This is a genomic window from Acinetobacter sp. MYb10, from assembly GCF_002980175.2.
GTDB classification, from domain to species: Bacteria; Pseudomonadota; Gammaproteobacteria; order Pseudomonadales; family Moraxellaceae; genus Acinetobacter; species Acinetobacter guillouiae.
The window spans coordinates 3,071,253-3,096,773 of sequence record NZ_CP058272.1 but is presented as its reverse complement, the minus strand read 5'-3'; the positions used below and the strand labels follow the sequence as shown (position 1 = coordinate 3,096,773).

Sequence of the window (25,521 nt, the reverse complement as noted above, 5' to 3'; positions counted from 1 at the left end):
ACCTCAATCTTTTTAAAGTTCAGTCTTCTTTAGACGTAGTTATTTTTAACAATTACGCTAGAAGACGAGTCCGCATTTTTTCAAGCTTGCTAAGCGCAGAATCATCTATCACTTGGTCGCCTGCACGAATAACAACACCAGCAATCAATGCTGGATTTACTTCAACTGTAACTTTCACAGCGCTGTTCAAGCGTTTTTCTAACGCATGAGCCAACTTCTGTTCTTGTACTGAATCCAATGGAAAAGCGGATTCAATCACAACATCTACAGTGTTGTTATTTTGCGATTTGAGTTGCTCAAATTCTGTGTCAATTTCAGGTAACAATGCTAAACGGCCATTGTCTGCAAGAAGTGTCAAAAAGTTTGACACAGCCGCAGTTTGTTCATTACCTAAAACTTTCGCAAAAAGATCAACCTGCTCTGCAGGTGTCAACTCAGGGCGATTTAAATAAGCGGAGAATGCTTCATCTTGCACCGCAGCACTGAGCAGTTGTAATGCATTTGACCAAGCGTCAGTTGCATTTTGCTCAGATGCATAAGCAAATGCTGCTTTAGCGTATGGGCGTGCCAACGTCAAGAATTCAGCCATATTCGCCTCTCTTAAAGTTTAGCAGCCAGCTGATTCAGCATGGCATTATGAGCTTCTGCGTCAACTTGTTGGTTCAGAATTTTCTCTGCACCAGCAACTGCAAGAGCAGCAACTTGTTGACGTAATTCTTCACGAGCAGAATTGATGTCTTGGTCAACAGCATCTTTCGCTTGTTGACGAATACGCTCACCTTCAGCAGATGCTTGAGTACGCGCTTCTTCGACCAATTGTGCCGCACGACGGTTCGCTTGTTCGATCAATTGAGCCGCTTGTGCTTTCGCCGCATCAATTTCTTGCTTAACTTGTGCTTGTGCATCAGCAAGATCAGCTTTCGCTTTCTCTGCAGCATTTAAGCCATCAGCGATTTTACGCTGACGCTCACTAATCGCATTGATTAGTGGTGGCCATACAAACTTCATGCAGAATGCGACAAATATCGCAAATGCAATCGCTTGGCCAAACAATGTGAGGTTGATATTCATTGCAAATTCCTCAAATAGTGAATTTCGGAATTAAGCTGATTAACCTACAAATGGATTAGCGAAGATGAAGAACAAGCCAATACCAACACCGATCATAGGCACAGCATCAAGAAGACCTGCGATTAAGAACATACGAGTTTGAAGTTGTGGAGCCAATTCTGGTTGACGAGCAACAGCTTCAAGGAAACGGCCGCCTAAAAGACCAAAACCAATCGCAGTACCTAAAGCACCAAAAGCGATCAAGATAGCAGATGCAATTGCAACTAGACCTAAAGTGAGTTCCATGATAATTCCTCAGAGGTTAGGTTTATACCAAATTAAAGTAAAAAAATTATACCTAACCACCGGATGACAGTTAGGCAATACCATTAATGTTTTTCGCTTGCCATGCTCAAGTATACGATTGTTAGCATCATGAAAATGAAGGCTTGCAATGTAATAACAAGAATGTGGAAGATAGCCCAAGGCACAGACAACGCCCACTGGATCCAGAAAGGTAACAACGCGATAAGAATGAAGATTAACTCACCCGCATACATGTTACCGAATAATCGGAGTGCCAATGAAATTGGACGTGCAAGGAATGTTACTAATTCTAGAATTAAGTTCACTGGAATCAATAACGCTTTTGCAACTGGGTTACTTGGATTAAATGGGTTAAGTGCCAATTCACCAACGAAACCGCCGATGCCTTTTTCACGAATACTATAGAACAAGATCAACGCAAATACAGACAAAGACATACCAAGGGTAATGTTAGGGTCTGTAGATGGAACAACCTTGAAGTAAACGTGGTGAGGGTCCATACCAAATACGTTTGCACCAATCAATTGAGCTGTATACGGAATCCAGTCAACAGGAATTAAGTCCATCGCATTCATGAGGAAAATCCACACGAAAATGGTCAAGGCTAAAGGCGCAATTAAACGTGATTTACCATGAAACGTATCACGAACACTTGAGTCAACAAACTCGATAATCATTTCGATTGCAGACTGGAACTTGGTAGGAACACCAGAGTTTGCAGCTTTCGCTACGCACCAGAATATCAAACAGAAAATCACACCAAGGCCAATTGACCAACCCATTGAATCCAAGTGGATAGCAGTGAACCCCATCTGTTGAGCTTCTGCACCACTTTCAGCCAATTTCCAAGTACCATCTGGCATTTTGCCATAGGTCATATTGGTCAAGTGATGCTTGATATACTCGGTCGAAGTCAGGGCATGTTCTTCAGCAGCCATAAATCACACCTGGTCAATGTCAAATAATAAATAGAGTTAACGAATATCGCGTGCTGCATGATATCTCGTTAATCCCCAAAAAAATTTTCAATTTCTGCTGCGCTTATACTCGTTTTTGTTGCCGTGCTACCCAAAAAGGTGCAATCCACGACATCGCTTGAACGAGAATAAAACCACAAAACAATGCCACCGGAGATAACGGTTTGACATTGCATAAAATTAAAATGAAACCAACGATCACAATTGCAAATTTGCCCATTAAGCCTCTATACATGTTCGAAAGAACCTGTTTTGAAGCACGCGCCCCTGCTGCTCGAAACGACTGCCAAGAAAAATAACAACTGGCAAGCCAACATATCAGTGCACCTAACGCTGCACTCAGAGCCGCAGTCGAGTCTTTCAAGACCCACGCTACCAAGGCTGAAACAGGAATCATAAACGCTTGCAAATAGACCAAAGCTTTTGCTAATCGTCGGTCAATCAAGCGACTAGTTTGGCTCATTTTTTATCCACTCACAGCATAAATGCTTGACAAGTTTAGCTGATGATCGTTTTTAATCGCAGGCATTATAGAGTTACACCCCTGAACATGCAATCTTTTCCCGACCTTAGTCGTGTTTTTTTCGATATACAGGTTGCTTTGCATATGAACAATTGTTGATTAATTTTTGCATCATTTCCGTGCATTAAGTACGCAAGCTTGTGTTTGTTGAGCCAAAGTCTGCCATGCAACCACAAAATCTTGTTGTTTAGCCAAAGTTTCGTCTACCGCTTGAAATGAAATTTCACCCAATTTTCGGTACTGACTTGGGCTTGCGCTGCCTTCTGCCAGCAAGCACATTTTTTTGTAAGGTCGCGTGTCATTTAAAAACTTGATTTGAGTCACGGTCGGCGCAACATGCGGATCATCTGTCATCGCACCTGCAAATTTTAAGTTTAATGAACGTTCTAAATATTGGTAAGCATCATGATAAGCCCAGTATGGACGTGCGCTACCAGCACTGATACTTTTCTGTGAAACGCGCAGCATTTCACTGGCAAACTTCTTCGCATTATTCCAATATGCTGCTTTATTTTCTGGATGTTGTTGTGAACGTAAGGCTGCAATAAAGAAACCGATACGTACAGCATTATTTGGATCTAACCACACATGTGTATCAATCGTATCTTTCAGTGCAACACCTTTTGGACTTCTTAAAGGAAGTGCTTGAATAATACCTGAATTGAGTATTGAAATCGCCTTTGTATTCTCACCTAGAACCTTTTCCAAAGGTGCTTCATGTTCTTTTCCCAGCCAAATCACCAATGAAGCCTCCATAATCGTTTTGCGATTATCTGGTGTAAGTTGCACATCATGCCCCGTTTGATTTCCCAAAAGCAAAACAGGCTCTTCTATGCCTTCAGTTATTTCTTTTGCAATCAAATAAATAGGATGAGTTGATACCACTAAAGGCGCTTGAGCCCAAGTGACACTAATAAATAATGCACATAAGCAAAAGGCGATAATGCGATTCATGGGAGTGTATTACCAAAAAAAATTTATGTTATAGTATAACAGAAGTTAAAAAATACCTACGCCATTCGTAAGTTGATAGAGCTTCATGTTAATATTTGCGATTCTCTTCCATTCAAATAACAAGTTTTGAGGTCTGATATGAGCTTATGTTCACACGAGCAGCATGATACTTTGCATGGTGTACACGATCATCTCAATGTAGAAGCTCGTTTATCAGAAGCAGAAAGCCTTTGTGCAACCTCAGGTGCCCGCCTTACCCCTTTGCGTAAAGAAGTACTTGAATTAATTTTGAATGCCTCAGGTCCTGTAGGTGCTTATGATCTTTTAGCCAAGATGAAAGGTGCTGCAGAACGTCCAGCTGCACCACCTACTGTGTATAGAACCTTAGATTTTCTCTTAGAAAAAGGTTTTATTCATCGTTTAACCTCTATTAATGCTTATATCCCTTGTTGTCACCCACGTGAAGGACATCAAGCCGCATTTTTAATTTGCACTGAATGTCATACAGTGAAAGAAGCTTCAGCAAAAGGTTTAATTCAAGAATTAAACCACTTAGCAGCGTCAGATCACTTCAATGCACATCACAGTATTATTGAGATTTCAGGAATATGTCAGCAGTGCTCGAACAAAGCGTAAACTCCCCTCTCGTTCAACTGCAACAAATTAATGTCCGAATTGATGATCGTGACATTCTAAAAAATATAGATTTTTCATTACAAGAAAAAGAAATTGTCACGCTTATTGGTCCCAATGGCGCAGGCAAATCAACCCTGATCAAAGTATTATTGGGTATTTTAAAACCCAATGCGGGCAAAATTATCAGCTCAAAAAATATTAAACTGGCGTATGTACCACAAAAATTTAACCCCTCTCATAGTCTGCCTTTAAGAGTTAAAGATCTACTGGATCTTGAGAAATGTGATAAGGCCATTAAAGCTGAAATCATTCGAGATACTGGTATTGCCAAATTAGAGTACGCCAAAGTACAACAACTTTCAGGTGGTGAACGTCAGCGGGTTTTATTGGCGCGCGCTTTATTACGCCAACCCGATATTTTAGTTTTAGATGAACCTATGCAAGGTTTAGATATTCAATCTGAAGCTGAATTGTATGAATATGTGCGTAGCCTGCCACAACGTTATGGTTGCGCCATTTTAATTGTGTCTCATGATTTACAATGGGTCATGCAAGGCACTCAGCGAGTTGTCTGTTTAAATAAGCACATTTGCTGTAGTGGTTTACCTGACAGTATTCAGCAGCATCCAGAATATCAAGCTTTGTTTGGTGATACTTTTGGAAAATACCACGCTTTTTACCAACACCATCATGACCATTGTGCACATGGTGACTCCGCCAAAACTTGTGAACATGGCCCACATCCACACATTCACCCAGAACCGGAAGCTTAAACCATGATGGAATGGTTAGAATTACTGTTACCTGCATGGATTATGGGAACACTTTTAGTGTTTTTAACAGCGCCACTAGGTTGTTTGATGCTATGGCGCAGAATGTCTTTTTTTGCTGACACGATGGCGCATGGTACCTTGCTTGGTGTTGCGTTAGCTGCTGTTTTAACTTTACCGCTTTGGGTCGGTGTTACCTTTACTGCGATACTCTTGGTGGCTGTACTTTGGGTTTTACATGACCCGCGTTTACCCAATGACGCCTTACTTGCATTATGTGCTGCGACCTTACTTTGTTCTGGGCTATTGTTAATTCAACATTTACCCGCATTACGTCCTGAGTTATTAAGTTATTTATTTGGCGATTTATTAACAATTGAGTGGTCAGACCTACCGATTTTTGCAACTGTGATTATTGTTGCTTTAGCTGTCCTCTACCGTTACTGGCAAGCACAAATTCAAATTGCGATTGATCCAGATATTGCGGTAAGTGAAGGCGTAAACGCCAAATGGCAGCGCTTAATTTTTATGTTGTTATTGGCTTTATTCACCGTACTCGCTTTACGTGCCGTTGGTTCGTTATTGATGGGTGCGTTATTGGTTATTCCAGCACTGGCTTCACGTCTTATTTCGCACTCACCGAAACAAATGGTGATTGGGGCATTTGTGATTGCTCAAATTGGTGTGACTGTGGGGTTATGGTCAAGTGCAGCTCTGAACATCTCTACAGGTCTGAGCATCGTATTAACCATGTCTTTGCTGTTTGCTGTGATTTTCTGTGTAATGAAAGTAAGAAAGATGGCTTGATGAATCAATCATTTCCATCTTTAGCCGCACTCAATATTTAAACTATGCTTTTTAACGAAACATATAAACCATATACAGCAATGACAATCAGAATTAATCCGCAAAGCCCTAATATTTTTGGATAAATTTGACTTTTAGAAAGCTTATTAAACGACAGATAGACCAAAGATAACGTGAGAAAATCTAAAATAATCCATGTCACGACTAAGATGACTAGACTGGTATTTATATCAGCATGAATATGAATAAACTGCGGAAAAAATGATGAAAAGAAAATGATATCTTTAGGATTTGAGATACCCACTAAAAAGCCTTTGCTTAGCCCACCATCCACAGGCGACAACATCGTATTGAGTTGATGCTCCTGCTGGGATAATACTTCTTTTAGAATTCCATAACCTAGATAGGCAATATAAAGACATCCTAAAACTTTAATGATCAAGAAAAGGGTTTCATTGACACTAAACATGCCTTTTAAAATTAAAATAGAGGCTGTGATAAGTACCAAAGAAGCCAAATTTGTCCCAATAATGGTCAGTAAAGACTGTCGGTAGCCACCTTTTAAACCTGCACTTGCAACCAAGATCATGACTGGACCAGGCGTTGCAATCATGATAATCACACTAATGGCATACAGATAAAATTCTAAATAATTCAAAGTAACCTCGAAACAATGGCTTATTTATAGGGTCAAATCTCTAATATATGACTCAGTTAATCGCCTATGTTGTTATTGGTGAACCAGACTTAATAAGCCAGCAGCACAACTAAACAAGACAGCAAAGGTACGGTTCATATATTTTTGTTGTTTTGGTGATTTTAATAGTCTTAACACTTTGGCTGCCAATCCCGTATAACCAGCCATGACTATCAAATCAATCGTGATCATGGTCGCTGCCATAATCACATACTGAATCCATTGTGGTTTAGACAAGTCTAGAAACTGTGGCAAAACAGCAAGTAAAAAGACGATGGCTTTTGGATTACTGATATTGACAATAAAGCCATATAAGATCAGCTTGGGAATAGATTTTGTCGGTTGCTCAGTCGGGATATCTATCGACTGTGTTTTCGTTGTCCATTGTATGTAGGCTAAATACAATAAATATAAAACCCCAAACCATTTCACCACGAAAAATGCCAGCGGTGTAGTTGCAAACAATACCCCAACACCTGCTGCGACAATCGCAATTTGAACCAACAATGCCAGTTGTAAACCGATTGCATTCCAATAACCACGGCGAAAACCATAATTTAAACCGCTCGACATAGACGCGATCGCACCCGCACCAGGTGAAATACTGATCACCCAGCACGCCAACATATAGGCAAACCAGACTTGATACGACATAACAAAAAGATAGAAAACTTTTAACACGCTATTATAACGGTTTTAAAACGATACATTTCGATTAATTTAATTGGTAAAAAGCATAAGACTTTACTATTCAGCTGTTGCTTGATCATGCACAATAAGGGGCTGATAAATAAAAATTGAGGAGCCATCACCATATGACAGCCCAATCTGTAATTCTACCTTTACCTTCTAATCATGCTCGTTTCATTGTTTTAAATTTAAAAAATCTGTCTATTGATGGCTTAAAAAAACAACTCAATGCGTTGTTAAGTACACGTGATCGTTTAATTACCCAACACCCTGATGCTGAAATTAAAACCTCAATCGCTTTTGGTCCTGAACTTTGGGCAAAACTTTATCATACAACTCCTGAAGGGTTTAAGCAGTTAGAACCGATTCAAGGCGCATTTGAGATGCCAGTGGTTCCTGCTGATGTTCTGATTCATATCGCGTCTGCACGTACAGATATTTGCTTTGCGCTTAGCCAATCCTTTTTTGATGGCATCCAAAATCAAGTTGAGGTTCTGGATGAGCGGGTGTGCTTCCGTTATCTTGATGGTCGTGATCTCACTGGGTTTATTGATGGTACTGAAAATCCTCAATTCCCTGATGATCGTGCTGAGACTGCGTTATTAGGTGAAGATTCAGGTATTTTTGAAGATGGTTCTTTTATTTTTGCACAACGTTATGTACACGAGCTTGAAAAGTGGAAACGTTTAAAAGTTGATGCACAGGAAAATGTGATTGGTCGTTCTAAATTAGAAAGTATTGAAATGGACGATGAACACAAACCTGAAAATGCCCATATTGCTCGTGTTGTCATTGAAGATAATGAAGGTGAAGAATTAGAAATCCTACGTCACTCTCTTCCTTATGGCGATGGTCAAGGCGAGCAAGGTCTATTTTTTATTGCCTATACCAAAGACTTAACCCGTATTGATCGTATGCTAGTCAATATGTTTGGTACTCAAGGCGATGGGATTCATGACCGTTTGCTGCACTTTGTAACACCTATGGATGGTGCTTATTTCTTTGCACCGAATGAAGAAGTGTTGGAAGAAATTTTGGAAGACTAAAATAAGAAAGAAGCTACGTTTAACTTTGAATGATCTATCTCTTGAATACAGAAAAGCTGACTTTGATCAGCTTTTCTGTTCACCCAACCTAAGTGTTTACAATAATAACAATACACTGATTACCAATTAGTTATTTTCATCCAAACATTCTACAAAGACAAAAAACGATTACTAATTTTGAATACTAAATATTGCAACTTATCATGCAAATAAACCTCAGCATATAGACTTTAGAGCGTCCATTTTATGGAGCGTTAGAATTACGTATTTCTAACATTTCATTGCAATCCTTAGAGTCTGAATAAACGAAAATCCGCTGGTCTTGGTTTTCTAATAAAATAGCATCCTTATCAGCACCAAAGGCATTTTTAGAGACATCACACTTATAGGATGGCAGTTTAAAATTCTTGACCACTTCACATTTCGGTTCAGCAGCAGCTTCATCAAAACCATACCATTCTGTAATATTTTGATTTGAGCAAGAAATTTGATTTGTTTGAACACTATCTTTTGTCACAGCCACATTATCTGCAACTACTTTTGATTCGCTTACAGGTAAAGCCTCACTTGTAGTTGAAGATTGTTGTTCATGCACGTCTGCCTGCATTACATTTGGTTCGTTATTTGAACTACTTTGTGCTTTATCTTGGTTTTTATCGCTACATGCAATTAAAGCACTTATAAAAATTAAGATATAAATATTCTTCATGACTGAATGCTCATAATGATGCGCTATCTAAAAATGGTGTTGGATCAACTAAGTCCGAACGCCGTTTATAGACACTTGTACCGCTTAAAGTGCCTTTATTACTTGGATTTGAGTACATTTCCAAATGCAACATCATACTTGGAATACCTTTTGTTGTTAAGCTACCAACATGGGCAATTACCTGACCTTTTACAACTTTATCTCCAGCTTTTACTAAAGCTTTACCTTTTTTAACTTCGCCATAGCGAATGATATGCTTTTGATGGACTATCTCAATGGCATCAGTGTTGTCATAAAAGTAGTAAACATTTTTTACAATACCATCTGCCATTGCTCTAATTTCTGTCCCGGCAGAAGCATAAAGATCACATCCAGCATGTTTTCGTTTTCCCCCACTTCGATTAGAACCAAATCGAGCAAAGCCTTTTTTATACGAGTTTGTCCGAGTTTTTAGCGGGAATAAATATGATCCATCATCTTTTGGCTTATCTATTCTTATTTCAATGACTGGCATAGGGGTTTTTAGAGTTGCAGAATAGAGAACTTGATCTTTTCCATTTATATCTACAAGAATTTCTATTTTCTTTCCATCCTCTCCTCTATGTTTTTTTAATCCAACTCCATCTTGCCCTGTATAGTGCGTTCTTTTTGCTCCATTGTAATTTATCGAATAGGGGAGGTTCTCTTCCTTACCTGTTCCTTTATTTATTGTTTTTATAGTGAATGAAACATCACTACCATATTGCTTTGTTAATGGATTACCATTTTTCTCTGTATGGACATTCTCTGTTTTTCCTAGTGAAGGAATAAAATCAATTAAATAATCAACAAAGCTCTCTTCATTCTTAGCTGGTGTTTCTTTCGCTGGTGCTGTTTTTGCTGGTACTGTCTTTGTTGGAGTATTTGAAGCCACTGGCGGCATCTGTATTATTGTAGCAGCAGGATTTAAGTTCACATTGATTACTGAAATACTTGGATCATTTCTTAACGTCAAAACAGGTTTTTTATTTGAAAGCAATAGCTTATACACAAATGCATTTAACATTTTTAACTGAATAAAGCCATTAGAATCTGTTGTTTTTTCTATTTCTCTACCTCTATATGAGACAAAAAACTTATTGTTTTTTACAACCTTACCATTACTATCATGTATCTTCAATTTTACGCTTACAAGCCCTAATGGGACTGATATACAGCTATTTTCTATTCCTTTAGTTATAGGTATTGTTTTTAATTTTTGATAACCTTTACTACCATTTACTAATATATCTAAACTCTCACCCTCTTCCGCAATCAGACCAGTTTTTATTCCTGAACCATCAGAAATATGTTCTTTGATTTTACCTTTATATCTTACAAAAAACTTCATATTCGTTATTTTTCTATTTGTGTCACTTTCTATTATAGATATATCAAATTTTATATCTTTAGAATCCTCTGTTTTCACCTCATCTTTCTTAGAAGCATCCGTTTTCTGTTCAATAACGACAACTTTTTCTTGTTTTAGTTCTGGTTCAGCAGGTTTTTGTAACACAGATTGGACTTTAATATCTTCACTTACACTTAGTTCAATAGATTGCTTTTTATCAGGGGCCTGTGTGATAACTGTCGATTGCTTACCATCTGCCTTAATGACAATTTTACTGCCTGGATGTCTAATAATAACAGGTAATAGTCCTTGCTCATCTGACTCTGCATTTACAATAAACTTAGATTGTTTAAACTTACCACTATATTCAGATTCAATAGTTACTTTTTTATTTTTTGCTATTTGCCCTATTTGATTTTTTAATGATATATATATTTTTCTACTGCAACAGCTTTCTAAGTCATAATGGTTGAACATATCTATATATTTACTAATATGAACTTTATTCCCATCTGATTCTTTATAGTTTCCCTTAAAACCTGGTACACCTAAAAAAGAACCTAATCCCCCTTCACCAACTAAATGAGCCCCTGCAATAGCGCCCGATTCAGTAATTTCAATTCCATTTATTATTTTTCCATAATATTCATTAAAGCTTCTATTTCTTAATCGTTTGCAAAGAAGGTCTATCCATTCTCCAATGATCTGAATTTGCTTAGCTGGGGATTTCAAAAAATCTGATAAAGAATTAACACCATTGTGCCCAACCCAACTGCCTGTCCAATCATTTGCTTTAGTTTTATCAGAATTATTATCCCAATGCTTATAATAGCCCAGATCGATAAGTGCAGCTTCACCAAATTGAAAAAAACCAATATAACCCAGAGAATTTTTTATTTTACTTGCATCAATGTTTACAGATGCAGTTAAAGGCAGGCTTAAATCTGATGAAGATTCTTTTCTTGAAACGGCACAAATAAATCCATATCGGGTTAATGGATAAGATTTTTGATTTATAGATTTACCATTTTTCATTTATTTAAGTCCTCAAAACTAAATCTCTTAATATCAATTTTTTTATTATTGATATATGAGCTTAAAATAGGTTTTAATTTCTCAAAATTACCCAATCCTGGACAACTTAACTCAACACCATTTTTATTTGCTTTTTTTGTTGGAGAAAACTTATCTTCAAACATATCATAGCGGCCTAAATTTCTAAAATATGAAAAATAATTACCATTAGCATCATTAATGATTCTTATATCACTATGGTCATTTTTCAGATAAGCATAATAAACTTGGTATTTATTTTTATTCACTTCAATAACTTGGCACTCTCCTGTTGACATCCATTGAGCATCTTTTGGATTTAAGCTAATAGTCTTTACAAGTTTTGCTTTATTGACATCTTCCCAAATTTGTTTACATGGGACATTACTTTTATCAATTTTGATACTTTCATTCTTATTTTTGAAGATATCCCAAATTTTTTCACAAGCATTTTCTTCAGCGAAAGATTGGATTGAAATAAATGTGCTCAACACTAATATTAGACTGCGTTTCATCTCTCTTATACTCCAAATTTATTAAAATCATCTTCTAAGTCATCTTTATATTCATCGTCTAAAGCTTCTTCAAGCTGACTATGAATTCCATCATCTACTAAATCCCCAGTATCATGATTATAAAGATCTTCATCTAATTCCTTTGTAGGTATAATACTTTCGTCTTCATTACTACTAATAAATTGAATTTCAACATTATCTGACGAATCACTAAATATTCTTGGTGTGCGTCCCATTTCATCCAATATCCCAATATATTCTGTATTCTTTGTTTTGTTTATGACTTTGAATCTAATTTCATCTTTCAAATCTTCTAAATTAAAAATATCACCAAAATCAAAACGTCGACTAAATATTCCACTCTCAGGCATTTTAGGTAACTGCGCATTCACTGTTGCCCCACTGGTAAACAACTGTTGCCCCGACTTCACTTCAAACTTTCCACCAGTTTTAATAAAGACACCACTACCATTGATAACCAACTGAGTACCACCTGCTTTTAAGTCAATTTCTTTAGAACTGGTCAGCTCAATCTTATCTTCAGTCGCGATCAGTTTAATCACTTTCTTCGCAATGATTTCAATCAAGTCATCCTGCGCCTGAACTTTGATCGGACCCTTTGCAGCAAAAGCACTTAAACCTTTCTGTGCTGCAAACAAGCTGATCTTATCTTGTGCATGACCGACAATATTCTTCTGTGCACTTAAATTAATTGAGCCTTGCGCACTTTCAGCAATATCTTGTGAAGCTTGTAAGACAATGTCTTCTGGGGTTGTCAGTGCAATCCCATTGGGTGAAGCCAGTAACATCAATGCCTGACGAAAGATCTTACCTTGCTCTTGTTTGGCACTATCACCACTATTTTCTAAGTCTTTTGTATAACTCTCCATAAAGCCCTGTAAGGAGCCTAAAGCCTGCATCGGATTCACATCCAATTTACTGCCTTTATTAAAAGTTCCACAAACACTGGTTAAATCAAAATCCTTAATTTCAACATTGGCAATTACCTTACCCACGTCTTTTAAAGCGGATAACGGTTCTGAATCAAACTTGTCCTTTAAACTGGTTAATTTACCTTTTAAAACATCCGAACCATGTTCTTCAATATTTTCAATAAAACTCTTTAAGTTCTCAATCGACTCTTTGGAATCATTAAAAAAGTCTTTAAATTCATCTACAATATTCTTGGTATCTTTACCAAATTTCTGGATGTCCTCAATAAAATCACCACTGTTTTTCAGTGCTGAAATTGGATCACTACCCACAGCATTTTTAAATAAACCCACGGTTGCCTGTAAAGCCTGATTTGCACCTTTTAGTTCTAAAGAATTAATCAGTTTCGGCAAACGATTGACAACATTCAAGGCATCCGTTTGTTGTTTGACTGCTATTTCACTCAGCACTTTCATACTTTCTGCACCTTGATTTAACAAGGACTGCGCTTGTGCTGCTTCTAAGTGGTCTGCAATCGCATTTTCTTGGGCATACGTCGTGATAAGCATGCCTTTGCCTGCACGCATGGCACCATAAGCATCGGTTCTTAACTCAAAACCTTCGCCACGCCCATTGCTGGTTTCCTTATCTTTCGGGTGACTTAAGTTCCCGAGATTAAGTTGTGTCGCTGCATGACTACTTTGTAGCTGTGTGCTGATTTGGCCTGTGGTGTCATCAAATCGTAGCTGGTTAAAACCTGATCCACCCACTTCCGATGAGCGAATACCGCTTAATTTTTTGGTATCAGGCAACTGGCCTTTGATATCAAACATGGTTTGATGACGTTCTGCTTCATGTAAACGTCCCATCACAAATGGACGGTCGACATTGCCATCAAAGAAATCAATGACTACAATTTCACCAATTCGTGGGTGGAATCTTGTGCCATAACCTTCTCCCGCCCAAGAGGTCAATACATCAACCCAAGCTGAGTCTGTATCATTGTCATTCGAGCCTGCACCACCATCATGACTATTGTCATCGGTACGGGTAAAGAGGAAACGAACTTTGATCCGCCCCCATTGATCGACATAAATCGTTTCGCCTTGCGGGCCAACCACTTTGGCACGTTGTGGAAATGCAGAAGGTCTATGTGCTAAAGGGTTATACTCAGGAACGATCGGAATTCTACGGCGCACCAAGGACAACTCATTGGCTTGACGCTGGTCTTTAATTAAATGATTCCAGTAATTTAAATTAAGCAGCTTGGATAACTGATCTTGTAACTCTTTGGGTAAGTTATTTTGATTGTAAAAAGTCTTACCTAAGATTAAGAACTCACGATCCGAACCATCATGTTGATCAATTTCAGGATGTTCTCTTAGTTCAAACCAATAGCCAACTTGCGCATCACGCACTGAACTGGTTGCGGTAAAATATTTGGACTGTAATTCTTGGTATTGTGTTAGTTGGGTATTTAATTTATCAACTTGAGCTGAACTGGAAACTGTTGTTTGGTCTTCGCCATTGAGATCACTGGTCCAAGCCGGGCTAATTGTCCAAGCCTGCTCTAAACTTAAAGTTTCATTGTCTTGTTGATCACTATGTTGGTGATTACTTAACTGACTATCACCTTGATCTTGTAAAAGGCTATCCGCTTGCCAACGTTGTACTTGTATTGCTGTTGATTGAATTGAGCGCTGAGCGATGAGGCTGGTGATCGTGTCAAAGCGTTCTGTTGCATGACTGCGATGGAAGCGAATACTTCGTCTAGGCATTGCCTCATATTGCGTATTGTCATCAATCAGACGTAATTTCTGTGCCTGAATCTGCGTTGCCGAAATAGGCACAATTCGTACAGATTCATCAACTAACCAGTTAATACCTTCACTGCGCCACAAGCGAGTTAAAAACTCATAATCCGTTTCATTGGCTTGCATTACAAAAGGACGGATATCGTATTGTTTTTTTAAACCACTACTGTCCAGACTTAAACTGGCAGAAAATAAGGCACTTTTCGCTTGCCACTCTTTAAATAAGATTTCTGATATTTCCAGAACACTTTTGTTCATAAAAACACGGCTATTACGACGCTTATGCCAAAGACTGGTTGCATCTTCAAGCGTTAATTTATAAACACTTAACGCCCCATCACTCTGCCCTTGGCTTGCCCCTGTTACAATTCCAGTGGTTCGGTACAATTCACCAAAATCGGTGACTTGATCAACTGCAACCTGACACCCGATAAATTGTTTTAAAGCAATATGCGCATTGGTTGAAAGGCAGAGTAATTCTGCCTTTAAGCCTTGATTAATCTGTTGCTGCCCCTGAATGCATTGCAAGAATACACTGCTGTTTAAGGCTTGATTTGAGAATTGAACGTGGATCGCTCGTGTTTGTAGTCCCAAGCCAAAGCTTTCAAGTAAGGTCGTAATATTTTTCAGCATTTTAGTTATTGATATTTAATTACAAGTATCGTCATTTTAATTAAAAATTCAAAAAAAGACACCGATAAATTGTTATATTTTTTAATCAATATTTCTTTTAAAAAAAGGGAAATTATCTAGTAATTTCCCTTTTTATCTTCATGACCTATCAATAAAAGTTAAAACGGAACACGTTTATAATCACGATATTCTGGTTTCCAGAAGTTCTGTTCAATACTTTCTAGCAATTGCTCATCACTGATCATCGGTGCTACACCATCTTGAATAGCGGCTTTGGCAACTTTAAACGCGATAATTTTAGATACTTTCTGCAATTCATTTAAATCAGGCAATAAATCTGCGTGGATATCTTGCAACTTCGGTGAACAATCAGCCAAAGCTGAACTTGAAGCCATCAACATATTGTCTGTAACACGGGTTGCTTGAACTGCTACCACACCCAAACCAATACCGGGGAAGATATAAGAGTTATTGCACTGTGAAATCTGATAGGTTTCACCATGATAATTCACAGGTGTAAATGGACTGCCTGTCGCAATCAATGCTTTACCATCTGTCCATTGAATAATATCAGCTGGCACGGCTTCAACTCGTGAAGTTGGGTTGGATAAAGGCAATACAATCGGATATTCACAGTTTTCAGCCAGCGTTTTAATGATTTCTTCTGTAAATAAACCCGGTTGACCCGATACCCCAATCAATACGGTTGGTTTGGCATTTTTCACAACATCAAGCAGTGAAATGATTTCCTCAGCATTGCCCCAATGTGCAACATCTTCAGGTTTCTGCGCAAGTTTACGTTGGAAATCCAATAAGTTTGGTTGATTTTCAGTGATTAAACCAAAACGATCCACCATAAATACTTTGGCACGCGCTTCAGCATCCGTCAGGCCTTCAGCAACCATCTGTGCAATAATTTGTTCTGCAATACCACAACCTGCTGAACCAGCCCCTAAGAAGGTAATTTTCTGATCTTTGAGTTGTTTACCTGCGGCTCTACTCGCAGCAATTAAAGTGCCGACGCAAACTGCCGCTGTTCCTTGAATATCGTCATTAAAACAACAAATCTTATCACGGTATTTTTCAAGTAAAGGCATGGCATTTTTTTGCGCAAAATCTTCGAATTGAATCAGTGCTTTTGGCCAACGACGTTTGACCGCTGCAATCACTTCATCGACAAATTCATAGTATTCATCCGCACTAACACGAGGTTGTGACCATCCCATATAAATCGGGTCATTCAATAATTGTTGATTATTGGTTCCCACATCTATGGTAATCGGCAATGTATAGGCTGGACTAATACCACCACATGCGGTGTAAAGAGACAGTTTTCCAATTGGAATTCCCATACCGCCAATACCTTGGTCGCCTAAACCAAGAATACGCTCACCATCTGTGATCACTATCACTTTGACATTTTTACGGTTTACGTTGTGAATGATTTCATCAATGTATTTACGGTCAGGATAGGAAAGAAATACTCCACGATGACGGCGATAAATATCGGAGAAACGCTGACATGCTTCACCCACTGTCGGTGTATAGATAATCGGCATCATCTCACTTAAGTGGTTTTCAATCAGGTGGTAAAACAGCGTTTCATTGGTGTCTTGAATATTTCGTAAATAAATATGCTTATTGATCGCTTCACTGAAAGAACAGAACTGTTGGTATGAACGTTGACTTTGTTCCTCGATACTTTCGATCACATGAGGAATTAAACCGTGTAAGTTAAATTGAGTTCGTTCTTCTTCTGTGAAGGCTGAACCTTTATTTAATAAAGGCAGCTCTAATAAGGCATTACCTGCATAATGAATATATAGAGGATATTTTTTCAGGGTTTCCGTTGGCATTTCCATTCTCATTGAAGCAGACTGCCTGCTTCTATCTTTTGCTAAGCTACGACTTTGGTCTGATACAAGCTTAAGCCTATTTTTGACTAAATGGGTATTTAGATACGTGATAATGATATTCAAAGTATTTTACAGAATGATAAATTATTCTCAGTTTTACTGATCAAATTCTGGTTTTTATCTAATTTCATATTTTGCCCTAAAATAATGAGCCATGATCACGCCATTAAAACTGCATATTTGTACGCAATTTTGACCAATCATTGATTTTTTTTCTGTTTAGATTTATTTTGTTTAAAATACGATGAAGCTAAACCAATAACAATGAACACAAAGATCTCTCTACTCCTTCTTAGCACAGTCATTGCATGTACTGGCTGCCAAACTGCAAAAAAAGTCTCTTCTGGTGTTTCTAAAACCACTGAAAAAGTCAAAAGCATGGTGGGCTTAGGCGAAGCCAAAATCCCAGAAGTTGATCAACAAGGCGTGGTTGATGTCAGTAAAGCCACCCTCGAAAAACTAGAACAAATGAAGATCAATATGCCCACTGGACAATGGGTCTATATTGAAAATGATCTTCAAGGTATTTACACCTTACAAAACAAATCCAGTGATGGAAACGTCCTATATTTGCGTTTGAATTGTAAGATTCCTTCGCAGAAGTCTGGTTTTGCGATTGAAGATAAAGATGGTAAAGAGCTGCTTAAAGCACATGATGCGCAAACCGGTCAGGTTCAATTCTTAATCGACAATAAAAACTATGGCAATCCATTTGACTTAGTCAATGCGAAAAAAATGCCGACATTTAAAACGGCACTGAGTAAAGCCAAAGTGATTAAAATCTTTAACAATTCCAAACTTTATACCTTTACAAATGGCCATGCTGAATTGCTTAGCAAGCCTGTCACATGTAAAGAGTAGATCCATTATTTAGGCATATCCACAAATACGGCGGTTAAACGTCGTACTAAGGGTAAAACAATCAGAACCACAGGATATGCCACAGCCCATGATACCATCCATGCAGCAAGCCATTTGACCCAAAATCCGTTAATCAAACCCACATTGATCAACATATTAATCAATGACACCATGCCACTCATTAAACAAGATAAGAACAACGGCATAATCCATGCTGCAAATTTTGCAGGGAGTTTTGGGATATTGCCAATAATTGTGGGCGGAGTATTTGACATATATCGCTCTAAATTTACAAACAGGACACATTTTATTCCTTTAATGAACCTGAAACAATTAATCCTTCCACGTAACCTTAACCACATTTATAAAGAGTGAAATCGAGCATACTGCCATTTTTCTTATCGAATAAGTTTTATTCTATACAAATGCATTCACCTAAAAGGCGCAAAATTTGCTATATTTAGCGTTTTTCTGCGACATTTATTTCTCTATAGATTATGAATACGGCCATACAAGCAGCTCTTGATCATGCAGTGCAATCCCTACAAGCTGAAGGGACTCTTCCATCTGACTGGAAAAACACGAGTGTTTTAACGCGAACTAAAGACCGAAGCCACGGTGATTTCGCATCAAACATTGCCATGATGGGCGCTAAAGTTGCTGGTATGAAACCACGTGATCTTGCAGAGAAAATTTTGGCAAATTTACCCGAAGTAGTCGATATTGCCAAAGCTGAAATTGCAGGTCCGGGTTTTATCAACTTCTTTTTAAATGCCGATCAACGCTTTACTGTGCTGGATCAAATCCAAGCCCAAAAAGAACAATTTGGTAAAACCCAAGCAAATGCAGCCAAGAAAATTCAGGTTGAATTCGTTTCTGCCAACCCAACCTCTAGCCTGCATGTAGGTCATGGTCGTGGTGCTGCATATGGTATGACTGTTGCAAACTTACTTGAAGCAACAGGTGCCAAAGTTGAACGTGAATATTATGTCAATGATGCTGGCCGTCAAATGGACATCCTCGCCACATCAACTTATTTACGTTATTTAGAATTAAGCGGCCAAACTTTAGTTTTCCCTAAAAATGCTTATCAAGGGGATTACGTTAAAGAAATCGCCCAAGGTATCATCGACAAACATGCTGATGCTTATGTACGTAGTGTGGCTGATGTTTACAAAGATGTTCCTGAAGATGTGCAATATGCTGAAGAGCTTGATGCCGATGGCAATAAAGTGGTTATTTCAGGCGATAAAGAAAAGCACATTGATGGCTTAATTCACAACTCACAAGCTTTAGTGGGTGAAGGTTATCGTGTATTCCATCAAGCAGCTTTACATGCCATTTTAGATGACATTAAAGATGACCTTGGTGAGTTTGGCGTAACGTTTAATCACTGGTTTAGTGAAGCATCTTTGGCTGAAAAAATTGATGAAGCCTTACAAACATTAGACCAACGTGGTTTTCTTTATGAAAAAGATGGCAACATTTGGTTTAAATCAACTGAATTTGGTGATGAAAAAGACCGTGTAGTCAAACGTCGTAATGGACAAACCACGTACTTTGCCTCTGACATTGCCTATCATTTAAATAAATTACAACGTGGCTTTACTGACCTTGTTGATATTTGGGGTTCAGACCACCATGGCTATATTGCACGTGTTAAAGCTGCAATTGACGCGATAGGCTATGACTCATCTAAATTGACGGTACTTTTAGTGCAGTTCGTCAGCTTATGGCGTGGTGGTGAGATGGTACAAATGTCATCTCGTTCAGGTCAATTCGTGACATTGCGTGATCTTCGTAAAGAAGTCGGCAATGATGCAGCTCGTTTTTATTATGTGATGCGTAAATCTGAACAGCACATTGATTTCGATTTAGATTTAGCAGTATCTCAAAGCAAAGACAATGCCGTGTATTATATTCAATATGCACATGCTCGTATTTGCCGTATGTTAGAAAAAGCAGCAACAACAAATATTCAATTTGATACTGAAAATGCACGTCAATTTGCTGCAAAATTACAACTTGATGCTGAAACTGAAATTTTAGCGAAACTCGCGGCTTATCCTGAAGTCCTTATTCGCGCTGCAAATAATTATGAACCACATCAAGTTGGTAATTATTTGAAAGAACTTGCTGCTTTATTCCATGGTTGGTACAACGAGAATAAAGTATTGGGTGATGATGCGGAATTGACTCAAGCCCGTTTATTGCTTTCAGCAAATATCAAACAAGTCTTACATAATGGTCTTGAATTATTGGGTGTATCTGCACCTGAAAGTATGTAAGTCAAGAATTGCTTTACATGTTCCCAAGACCAAGGTCTGGCTCAACGTAAGCATTGAAGTGTGTAATAAATCATTACTTTACATCGTGTTCAAGCAAAACTATGCTTGAACACGATCTAAGCAATACATAATAAGAGGGTTCCACGTGTTTGGAAAAACGCAACGCGGTGTTTCAGAAAGGCCAACCAAACCTAAACAACCATTGATTCCTAAATGGTTAGGGATGCTTGTCGTCATTTTAATCGTGTTAAGTTTTGGTGTCGCACTGATGCTCTGGAAACCGTGGGCGCCCGTCCAACCCAAAAACGAAATCACGTCTGAGCATTATCAAGAAGATACCAACAAAGACTATCGTTTTTATGATCTGTTACCCCAACAACAGGTTACCCCTATTCCTGAACAAGCTGTTCCTGAAAGCAGAAATCAACAACAACCTGTAATTGTTGAAGCGCCCTCTCAATCTGAAAATGTGGATGTCGGTGTAAATGCTGAACGTACAACACCTGTTCAACCTGAATATATCCTTCAAGTTCGTAGTTATGATGATCCTGATGCTGCTGATGCACGTCGTGCTGAAATTATCTTAAATGGTTTATCTGCCGATGTGGTTCAAAGCACAGAAGCTGGAAAAACTTGGTATCGTGTGATTTCAGGCCCTTATGAATCACAAAATGCAGCAGTGATTGCCCAACAAACCTTACAACATAGCGGTATTGACTCTATTGTAGTTAAACGCTGATCCAATTTTCAGGCATGGCCTGATTAATCAATCGTTAAAACAGGATGCTTTGGCATCCTGTTTTATTCTTCAAAATCGTTTTTTAACCTTATTTAGATATGCGGACAAATTGAATACTTTTTACTCAAAAGAAATATAATTCGATAAAAATTTACCCAAATTGATCAAAATTAGAGTAATCTATTTTCCGCAATACATTACCCATGTCGTTGCCGAGATATCAAAAGTCACCAATACTTTTGATTTGCTGTCCTGTGATTGGCGTGACGATCAAATCCGAAGATTACAGGGCGCTCAGAAATTCACATGGGTAAAAGCCCACACCAACAGGCATTCAGCCAATTTCAAACAATAAAACAGTTCATCTAAACTTCACTGAAAATTCATTCGCCTAAGTATTTCAATTTGAGTACACTCCTATTGAGATTATGAGTTTTTAAATGCAATGAATAATAAAAAACAGATTTTATGTGTAGAAGATGATGCTGCTATTCTTATGCCGTTACGTTACGCACTTGAACGAGAAGACTGGCAAGTGACTTGGGCCAATTCAGGCCTGCAAGCCATTGATTTTATTCAACAGAAACCCTTTGATTTTATTATTTTAGATGTTGGATTACCTGATTTAAATGGTTTTGACGTCTGCAAAAAAATTCGTCTCTTTAATCACACACCCTTGCTATTTTTAACCGCACGAGATGATGAAATAGATCGTATTGTGGGTTTAGAAATTGGCGCAGATGACTACTGTACCAAGCCATTTAGTTCGCGTGAAATTGTGTCTCGGATTAAAGCCATTTGGCGCAGAATGGAGATACAAAATCAGTTACAGCACACCTCACAGCCAAATACACAGCTTTCTACAACGCCAGCTAAAGTTTGGCAATGCAATGATGAGGCTTTGCAAATTCATTACTTAGGCACAATACTGCAGCTGACTCGCTATGAATATCGCTTACTTAAATTATTGATTCAACGCCCTGAACAGGTGTTTAGCCGTCAACAATTGATGGATCATGTATGGGAGCACCCTGAGCATAGTTTAGAAAGAACAGTCGATACCCATATCAAAAGTATTCGCAATAAACTCAAGCAGATCTCTCCTGAGCAAGACCCGATCGAAACCCATCGAGGCTTTGGCTATAGTTTAAAAAGGCAAGGATAAACCATGTCCATTTTTATTCGTATTTGGTTCTTCTTTGGATTGATCATCTTGCTGGGTTTATGGTTTATGTCTTATACCTTCAATCAACAAGTAAAGCCCAATGTTCGACAGGTCGTAGAAGATACCCTTGCGGAAAATGCTAATATTATCGCGATGTTAGTGGCTGAAGATGTCTATGAAAATAAAGTCAGTACCGTTCAGTTTGATGAAAAAATTCAAAAAGCGCTGAATCGAAAACTCAATGCCACGATCTGGAAACATAATAAAAATGAAATCAATCAACAAATCTATATTACCGACAACAAAGGTATCGTCATTTATGACTCACAAGGTATCGCTACAGGACAAGATTACTCACGATGGAATGATGTTTACCTGACCTTAAAGGGAAAATACGGCGTTCGCTCTACACGCAGTTATGAAAAGGACAGCAATAGCAGCACTATGTTTATCGCAGCGCCAATCTATTATCAAGTTGGTCAACAACAGCAATTGATTGGCGTTGTCAGTATTGGAAAGCCCAATATTTCAGTACAACCTTATATTCAGCGCGCTGAAAATCAGCTGATCCGACAAGCCGCTTGGATTACATTACTCAGTCTGTTTCTTGCCAGTTTGGTGGCCTATTGGCTAAAACACAGTATTGACCGTGTCCGTAAATACGCGCAGGCACTTGCACCTGTCAATCAAACCCCCTATTTTCGTTCGGCAAAAGAACTCAATCAAGTTGCTCAAGCAGTTGAAAATATGCGAGAAAAACTCGAAGATCGTGCTTATGTGGAACACTATGTCAATACACTGACCCATGAACTCAAAAGTCCGCTTACCGCAATTCAAGCCAGTGCAGAACTACTCAAAGAAGATTTACCACTAAATGATCAACAACAATTTGCCACGCATATTCATGAACAAAGCCAGCGCTTACGTAGCCTGATTGATCGAATGCTCTTATTGACCCGTCTGGAAAAATCTAAACATCAAATTGAAATGCAAGATTTCAATTTATCTGAACTGATTCAACAGACTTTAGACCAGCATGCCAGTCAAATTCAAGCCAAAAAAATCCAGTGTTTACTGGATATTGAAGCCAATTGTATGCTTCGTGCAGATCGATTTTGGATTCAACAAACCCTTGCCAATATTTTAGATAATGCGCTGGATTTTTCCACAGATTCAGCAAAAATCCTGATTCGGCTTCATCGTCAAACACACCAGCAGATAGAATTACAGGTTTTTAATGAGGGCGAATGGATTCCAGATTATGCACTCACGCAAGTGTTTGATACTTATTTTTCCTTGCCTCGTCCGATTAGCCAACAACGCAGTTCTGGTATTGGACTGAGCATTGTTAAACAAGTCATTGAACAACACCATGGACAGATTCACATTGGCAATATTCAAGGAAATGAAATCACCATTTTACAACCCCACCAAAAGGGTGTATTGGTAAAAATTCAATTGCCTTAGCACGACCAAACTTCACTTAAAATTCATATAAAAAACCTATACGCCTCAAACAAAGCACATTGCTGTTTCGCACACTCAACACTGACAACAAACAACGGCGAAGGAAAACAGTGATGCGATCCAACTTTATTACATTCAAAATTATTGCAATCGCAATTTTAGTTGCCTTATTTGGGATAGGCTTACTCTTTATTACCAGTCTGGTCTCAGAGCGACAAGATTATCAACGGGCATTTCTGAAAGAAATTGCACAAAACAATATTAGCCCTCAAACCGTGATTTCACCGTATATCCGTGTGCCCTACAATGAGCAAAAAAACTGCCTCGATGAAAAGAAGGTGGCCTATTTGTGTACTGAGGAACAATGGCTATATATCAGTGCTGACAGCACGCAGTGGTCATCCAACTTTAATGTTTCTGACAACACTTATAAACGCACCATCTATCGAGCAATTAGCTACACCGCAAATCTCATGGCCAAAGGCGTATTCCAAAAACCAACACTTGAAAAGAAAGATTACCAATGGGAACGAGCTGAAATTATCTTCCCTGTACATGATCCTCGCGGCTTAGATACCCAACCGAACTTAAACATGCTCAATAAAAGTTATGCTTTTGAAATGAGTGCTCAAGGCAGTAACAGTTCTGGTTTTGACTTTATGTATGTTCCTGCAAAAAAGTATCCTGAATTAATCAATGCCATTCAAAATGGTTTCACTTTTGATTTAACCGCCAATATTACGGGTCTGGGAAAATTCACCCTGATCCCAACCAGTCGTAGTGTCACTTATCAGGCCAAAGGCAATTGGGCGGATACCAAATATTCAGGACAAAACTTACCCTTTGCAAAAACCAGTACACCGCAACAATTCACCGCACAATGGAAAAATATTGCTCTAGGTCATCAAAACATCAGTAAATTGATTGATTGCGACAACAATGAGTGTATTCGCCAGTTTAGTAATGGCTATTTTGCACAAGAGCCAGCTTATATGGGTGAACCTAGTCAAAGTATTGGTTTATCAACAGAATTCCTAGAATCAGTCAATGTCTATACACAAACAGATCGTGCGATTAAATACGGTATCGTGATTATCATCATCACCTTTGCTTGTTTCTTTCTCTTTGAAGTGCTTAAAAGCTTACGGATTCACCCCATTCAATATTCTTTGGTGGCGATGGCTCAAGTGGTGTTCTTTGTTTTACTGCTTTCGATCAGTGAATACTATGCCTTTGCATGGGCTTATTTCGTTGCTGGAATTGCCTGTGTCGGGCTAATGAGCTGGTACTTATACTATGTGATGAAAGGTTTTAAAGCCGCTGGCCTATTCAGCATTATCCTGAGTTCACTTTATGCCGTGATGTATATGCTGTTGCAATCTTCAGGCAAAACCTTCCTAATTGGCTCTATCATTTCATTTGTTTTACTTGCTGTGGTGATGTTTATTACACGGCATATCGACTGGTATCAAATCAACAATAAGCCTGAGCAAAAACTCAAACCCTATACGCCTCCGCAAGCTTGATAACGGCACAGTGAATAGCTCAAAGCGATTCACTGGCTTAAAAATAGATTCTAAAT

General features: G+C 38.4%; 24 protein-coding genes. 10 read left to right on the top strand and 14 right to left on the bottom strand.

Annotated features, from left to right (window positions below):
- Positions 1-52: 52 nt before the first annotated feature.
- From CQZ96_RS14465 to CQZ96_RS14440, 6 genes are all read right to left on the bottom strand, one after another.
- Complete coding sequence (locus CQZ96_RS14465; protein ID WP_004823704.1) at positions 53-589, bottom strand: F0F1 ATP synthase subunit delta; 537 nt, start codon at positions 587-589, stop codon at positions 53-55.
- 11 nt (positions 590-600) lie between these two features.
- Positions 601-1,071, bottom strand: a complete 471-nt coding sequence (locus tag CQZ96_RS14460) for a F0F1 ATP synthase subunit B (protein WP_004723424.1) — start codon at positions 1,069-1,071, stop codon at positions 601-603.
- A gap of 39 nt (positions 1,072-1,110) precedes the next feature.
- Positions 1,111-1,356: a F0F1 ATP synthase subunit C gene (atpE, locus tag CQZ96_RS14455; RefSeq protein WP_000424060.1), complete on the bottom strand. Its 246-nt coding sequence runs from the start codon at positions 1,354-1,356 to the stop codon at positions 1,111-1,113.
- An 83-nt stretch (positions 1,357-1,439) separates the two neighbouring features.
- On the bottom strand, positions 1,440-2,315 hold the full coding sequence (gene atpB / locus CQZ96_RS14450) for a F0F1 ATP synthase subunit A (RefSeq protein ID WP_004723427.1): 876 nt from the start codon (positions 2,313-2,315) through the stop codon (positions 1,440-1,442).
- A 103-nt stretch (positions 2,316-2,418) separates the two neighbouring features.
- The gene (locus CQZ96_RS14445) at positions 2,419-2,817 is read right to left on the bottom strand and encodes an ATP synthase subunit I (RefSeq protein ID WP_004723429.1); all 399 of its coding nucleotides are present in this window, start codon (positions 2,815-2,817) and stop codon (positions 2,419-2,421) included.
- Between the two features lie 171 nt (positions 2,818-2,988).
- Complete coding sequence (locus CQZ96_RS14440) at positions 2,989-3,831, bottom strand: metal ABC transporter solute-binding protein, Zn/Mn family (protein ID WP_105714227.1); 843 nt, start codon at positions 3,829-3,831, stop codon at positions 2,989-2,991.
- A gap of 138 nt (positions 3,832-3,969) precedes the next feature.
- Here CQZ96_RS14440 and CQZ96_RS14435 point away from each other — a divergent pair, with 138 nt between their 5' ends.
- The 3 genes from CQZ96_RS14435 to znuB are packed head-to-tail and all read left to right on the top strand — an operon-like array spanning position 3,970 to position 6,044.
- A complete protein-coding gene (locus tag CQZ96_RS14435) occupies positions 3,970-4,467 on the top strand; it encodes a transcriptional repressor (RefSeq protein ID WP_004723431.1) in 498 nt (165 codons plus the stop codon).
- On the top strand, positions 4,440-5,240 hold the full coding sequence (znuC, locus tag CQZ96_RS14430) for a zinc ABC transporter ATP-binding protein ZnuC (protein ID WP_105714226.1): 801 nt from the start codon (positions 4,440-4,442) through the stop codon (positions 5,238-5,240). Before CQZ96_RS14435 ends, znuC begins: the two co-directional genes overlap by 28 nt.
- A gap of 3 nt (positions 5,241-5,243) precedes the next feature.
- A complete protein-coding gene (gene znuB / locus CQZ96_RS14425) occupies positions 5,244-6,044 on the top strand; it encodes a zinc ABC transporter permease subunit ZnuB (protein ID WP_056518353.1) in 801 nt (266 codons plus the stop codon).
- 37 nt (positions 6,045-6,081) lie between these two features.
- On the opposite strand, the gene CQZ96_RS14420 is transcribed toward znuB, so the two are convergent.
- A complete protein-coding gene (locus CQZ96_RS14420) occupies positions 6,082-6,702 on the bottom strand; it encodes a LysE family translocator (protein WP_105714225.1) in 621 nt (206 codons plus the stop codon).
- A gap of 72 nt (positions 6,703-6,774) precedes the next feature.
- Positions 6,775-7,395, bottom strand: a complete 621-nt coding sequence (locus CQZ96_RS14415; protein ID WP_056518349.1) for a LysE family transporter — start codon at positions 7,393-7,395, stop codon at positions 6,775-6,777.
- 161 nt (positions 7,396-7,556) lie between these two features.
- Here CQZ96_RS14415 and CQZ96_RS14410 point away from each other — a divergent pair, with 161 nt between their 5' ends.
- A complete protein-coding gene (locus tag CQZ96_RS14410; protein WP_105714224.1) occupies positions 7,557-8,477 on the top strand; it encodes a Dyp-type peroxidase in 921 nt (306 codons plus the stop codon).
- 244 nt (positions 8,478-8,721) lie between these two features.
- Here CQZ96_RS14410 and CQZ96_RS14405 read toward each other — a convergent pair whose 3' ends face one another.
- The 5 genes from CQZ96_RS14405 to CQZ96_RS14385 all read right to left on the bottom strand — a co-directional run bounded on the left by CQZ96_RS14405 (position 8,722) and on the right by CQZ96_RS14385 (position 17,359).
- Positions 8,722-9,186 carry a hypothetical protein gene (locus CQZ96_RS14405; protein WP_105714223.1) on the bottom strand — a complete coding sequence of 155 codons (465 nt, stop codon included), beginning with the start codon at positions 9,184-9,186 and terminating at the stop codon, positions 8,722-8,724.
- Positions 9,187-9,196: 10 nt separating this feature from the next.
- A complete protein-coding gene (locus tag CQZ96_RS14400) occupies positions 9,197-11,590 on the bottom strand; it encodes a M23 family metallopeptidase (protein WP_105714222.1) in 2,394 nt (797 codons plus the stop codon).
- On the bottom strand, positions 11,587-12,123 hold the full coding sequence (locus CQZ96_RS14395) for a hypothetical protein (RefSeq protein WP_105714221.1): 537 nt from the start codon (positions 12,121-12,123) through the stop codon (positions 11,587-11,589). Before CQZ96_RS14395 ends, CQZ96_RS14400 begins: the two co-directional genes overlap by 4 nt.
- A gap of 5 nt (positions 12,124-12,128) precedes the next feature.
- The gene (locus CQZ96_RS14390) at positions 12,129-15,503 is read right to left on the bottom strand and encodes a type VI secretion system Vgr family protein (RefSeq protein WP_105714220.1); all 3,375 of its coding nucleotides are present in this window, start codon (positions 15,501-15,503) and stop codon (positions 12,129-12,131) included.
- A gap of 158 nt (positions 15,504-15,661) precedes the next feature.
- Positions 15,662-17,359, bottom strand: coding sequence for an NAD-dependent malic enzyme (locus CQZ96_RS14385; protein ID WP_105714219.1), 1,698 nt, complete (start codon positions 17,357-17,359; stop codon positions 15,662-15,664).
- Between the two features lie 324 nt (positions 17,360-17,683).
- Between CQZ96_RS14385 and CQZ96_RS14380 the strand changes: the two genes are divergently transcribed.
- Positions 17,684-18,280: a hypothetical protein gene (locus tag CQZ96_RS14380; RefSeq protein ID WP_056518335.1), complete on the top strand. Its 597-nt coding sequence runs from the start codon at positions 17,684-17,686 to the stop codon at positions 18,278-18,280.
- A 5-nt stretch (positions 18,281-18,285) separates the two neighbouring features.
- On the opposite strand, the gene CQZ96_RS14375 is transcribed toward CQZ96_RS14380, so the two are convergent.
- Complete coding sequence (locus CQZ96_RS14375) at positions 18,286-18,555, bottom strand: DUF2798 domain-containing protein (RefSeq protein ID WP_004723447.1); 270 nt, start codon at positions 18,553-18,555, stop codon at positions 18,286-18,288.
- A gap of 222 nt (positions 18,556-18,777) precedes the next feature.
- Here CQZ96_RS14375 and argS point away from each other — a divergent pair, with 222 nt between their 5' ends.
- From argS to creD, 5 genes are all read left to right on the top strand, one after another.
- The gene (argS, locus tag CQZ96_RS14370) at positions 18,778-20,568 is read left to right on the top strand and encodes an arginine--tRNA ligase (protein WP_105714218.1); all 1,791 of its coding nucleotides are present in this window, start codon (positions 18,778-18,780) and stop codon (positions 20,566-20,568) included.
- A gap of 145 nt (positions 20,569-20,713) precedes the next feature.
- Positions 20,714-21,307: an SPOR domain-containing protein gene (locus CQZ96_RS14365; RefSeq protein WP_004723450.1), complete on the top strand. Its 594-nt coding sequence runs from the start codon at positions 20,714-20,716 to the stop codon at positions 21,305-21,307.
- A 445-nt stretch (positions 21,308-21,752) separates the two neighbouring features.
- Positions 21,753-22,472, top strand: coding sequence for a two-component system response regulator CreB (creB, locus tag CQZ96_RS14360; RefSeq protein ID WP_004723451.1), 720 nt, complete (start codon positions 21,753-21,755; stop codon positions 22,470-22,472).
- A gap of 3 nt (positions 22,473-22,475) precedes the next feature.
- Entirely contained in the window at positions 22,476-23,939 is a 1,464-nt protein-coding gene (creC, locus tag CQZ96_RS14355; RefSeq protein ID WP_105714217.1) for a two-component system sensor histidine kinase CreC, read from the top strand.
- Between the two features lie 113 nt (positions 23,940-24,052).
- Positions 24,053-25,465 (top strand): cell envelope integrity protein CreD, encoded by a 1,413-nt coding sequence (gene creD, locus CQZ96_RS14350; RefSeq protein WP_105714216.1) that lies wholly within the window; start codon positions 24,053-24,055, stop codon positions 25,463-25,465.
- The last annotated feature ends 56 nt before the right edge of the window (positions 25,466-25,521 follow it).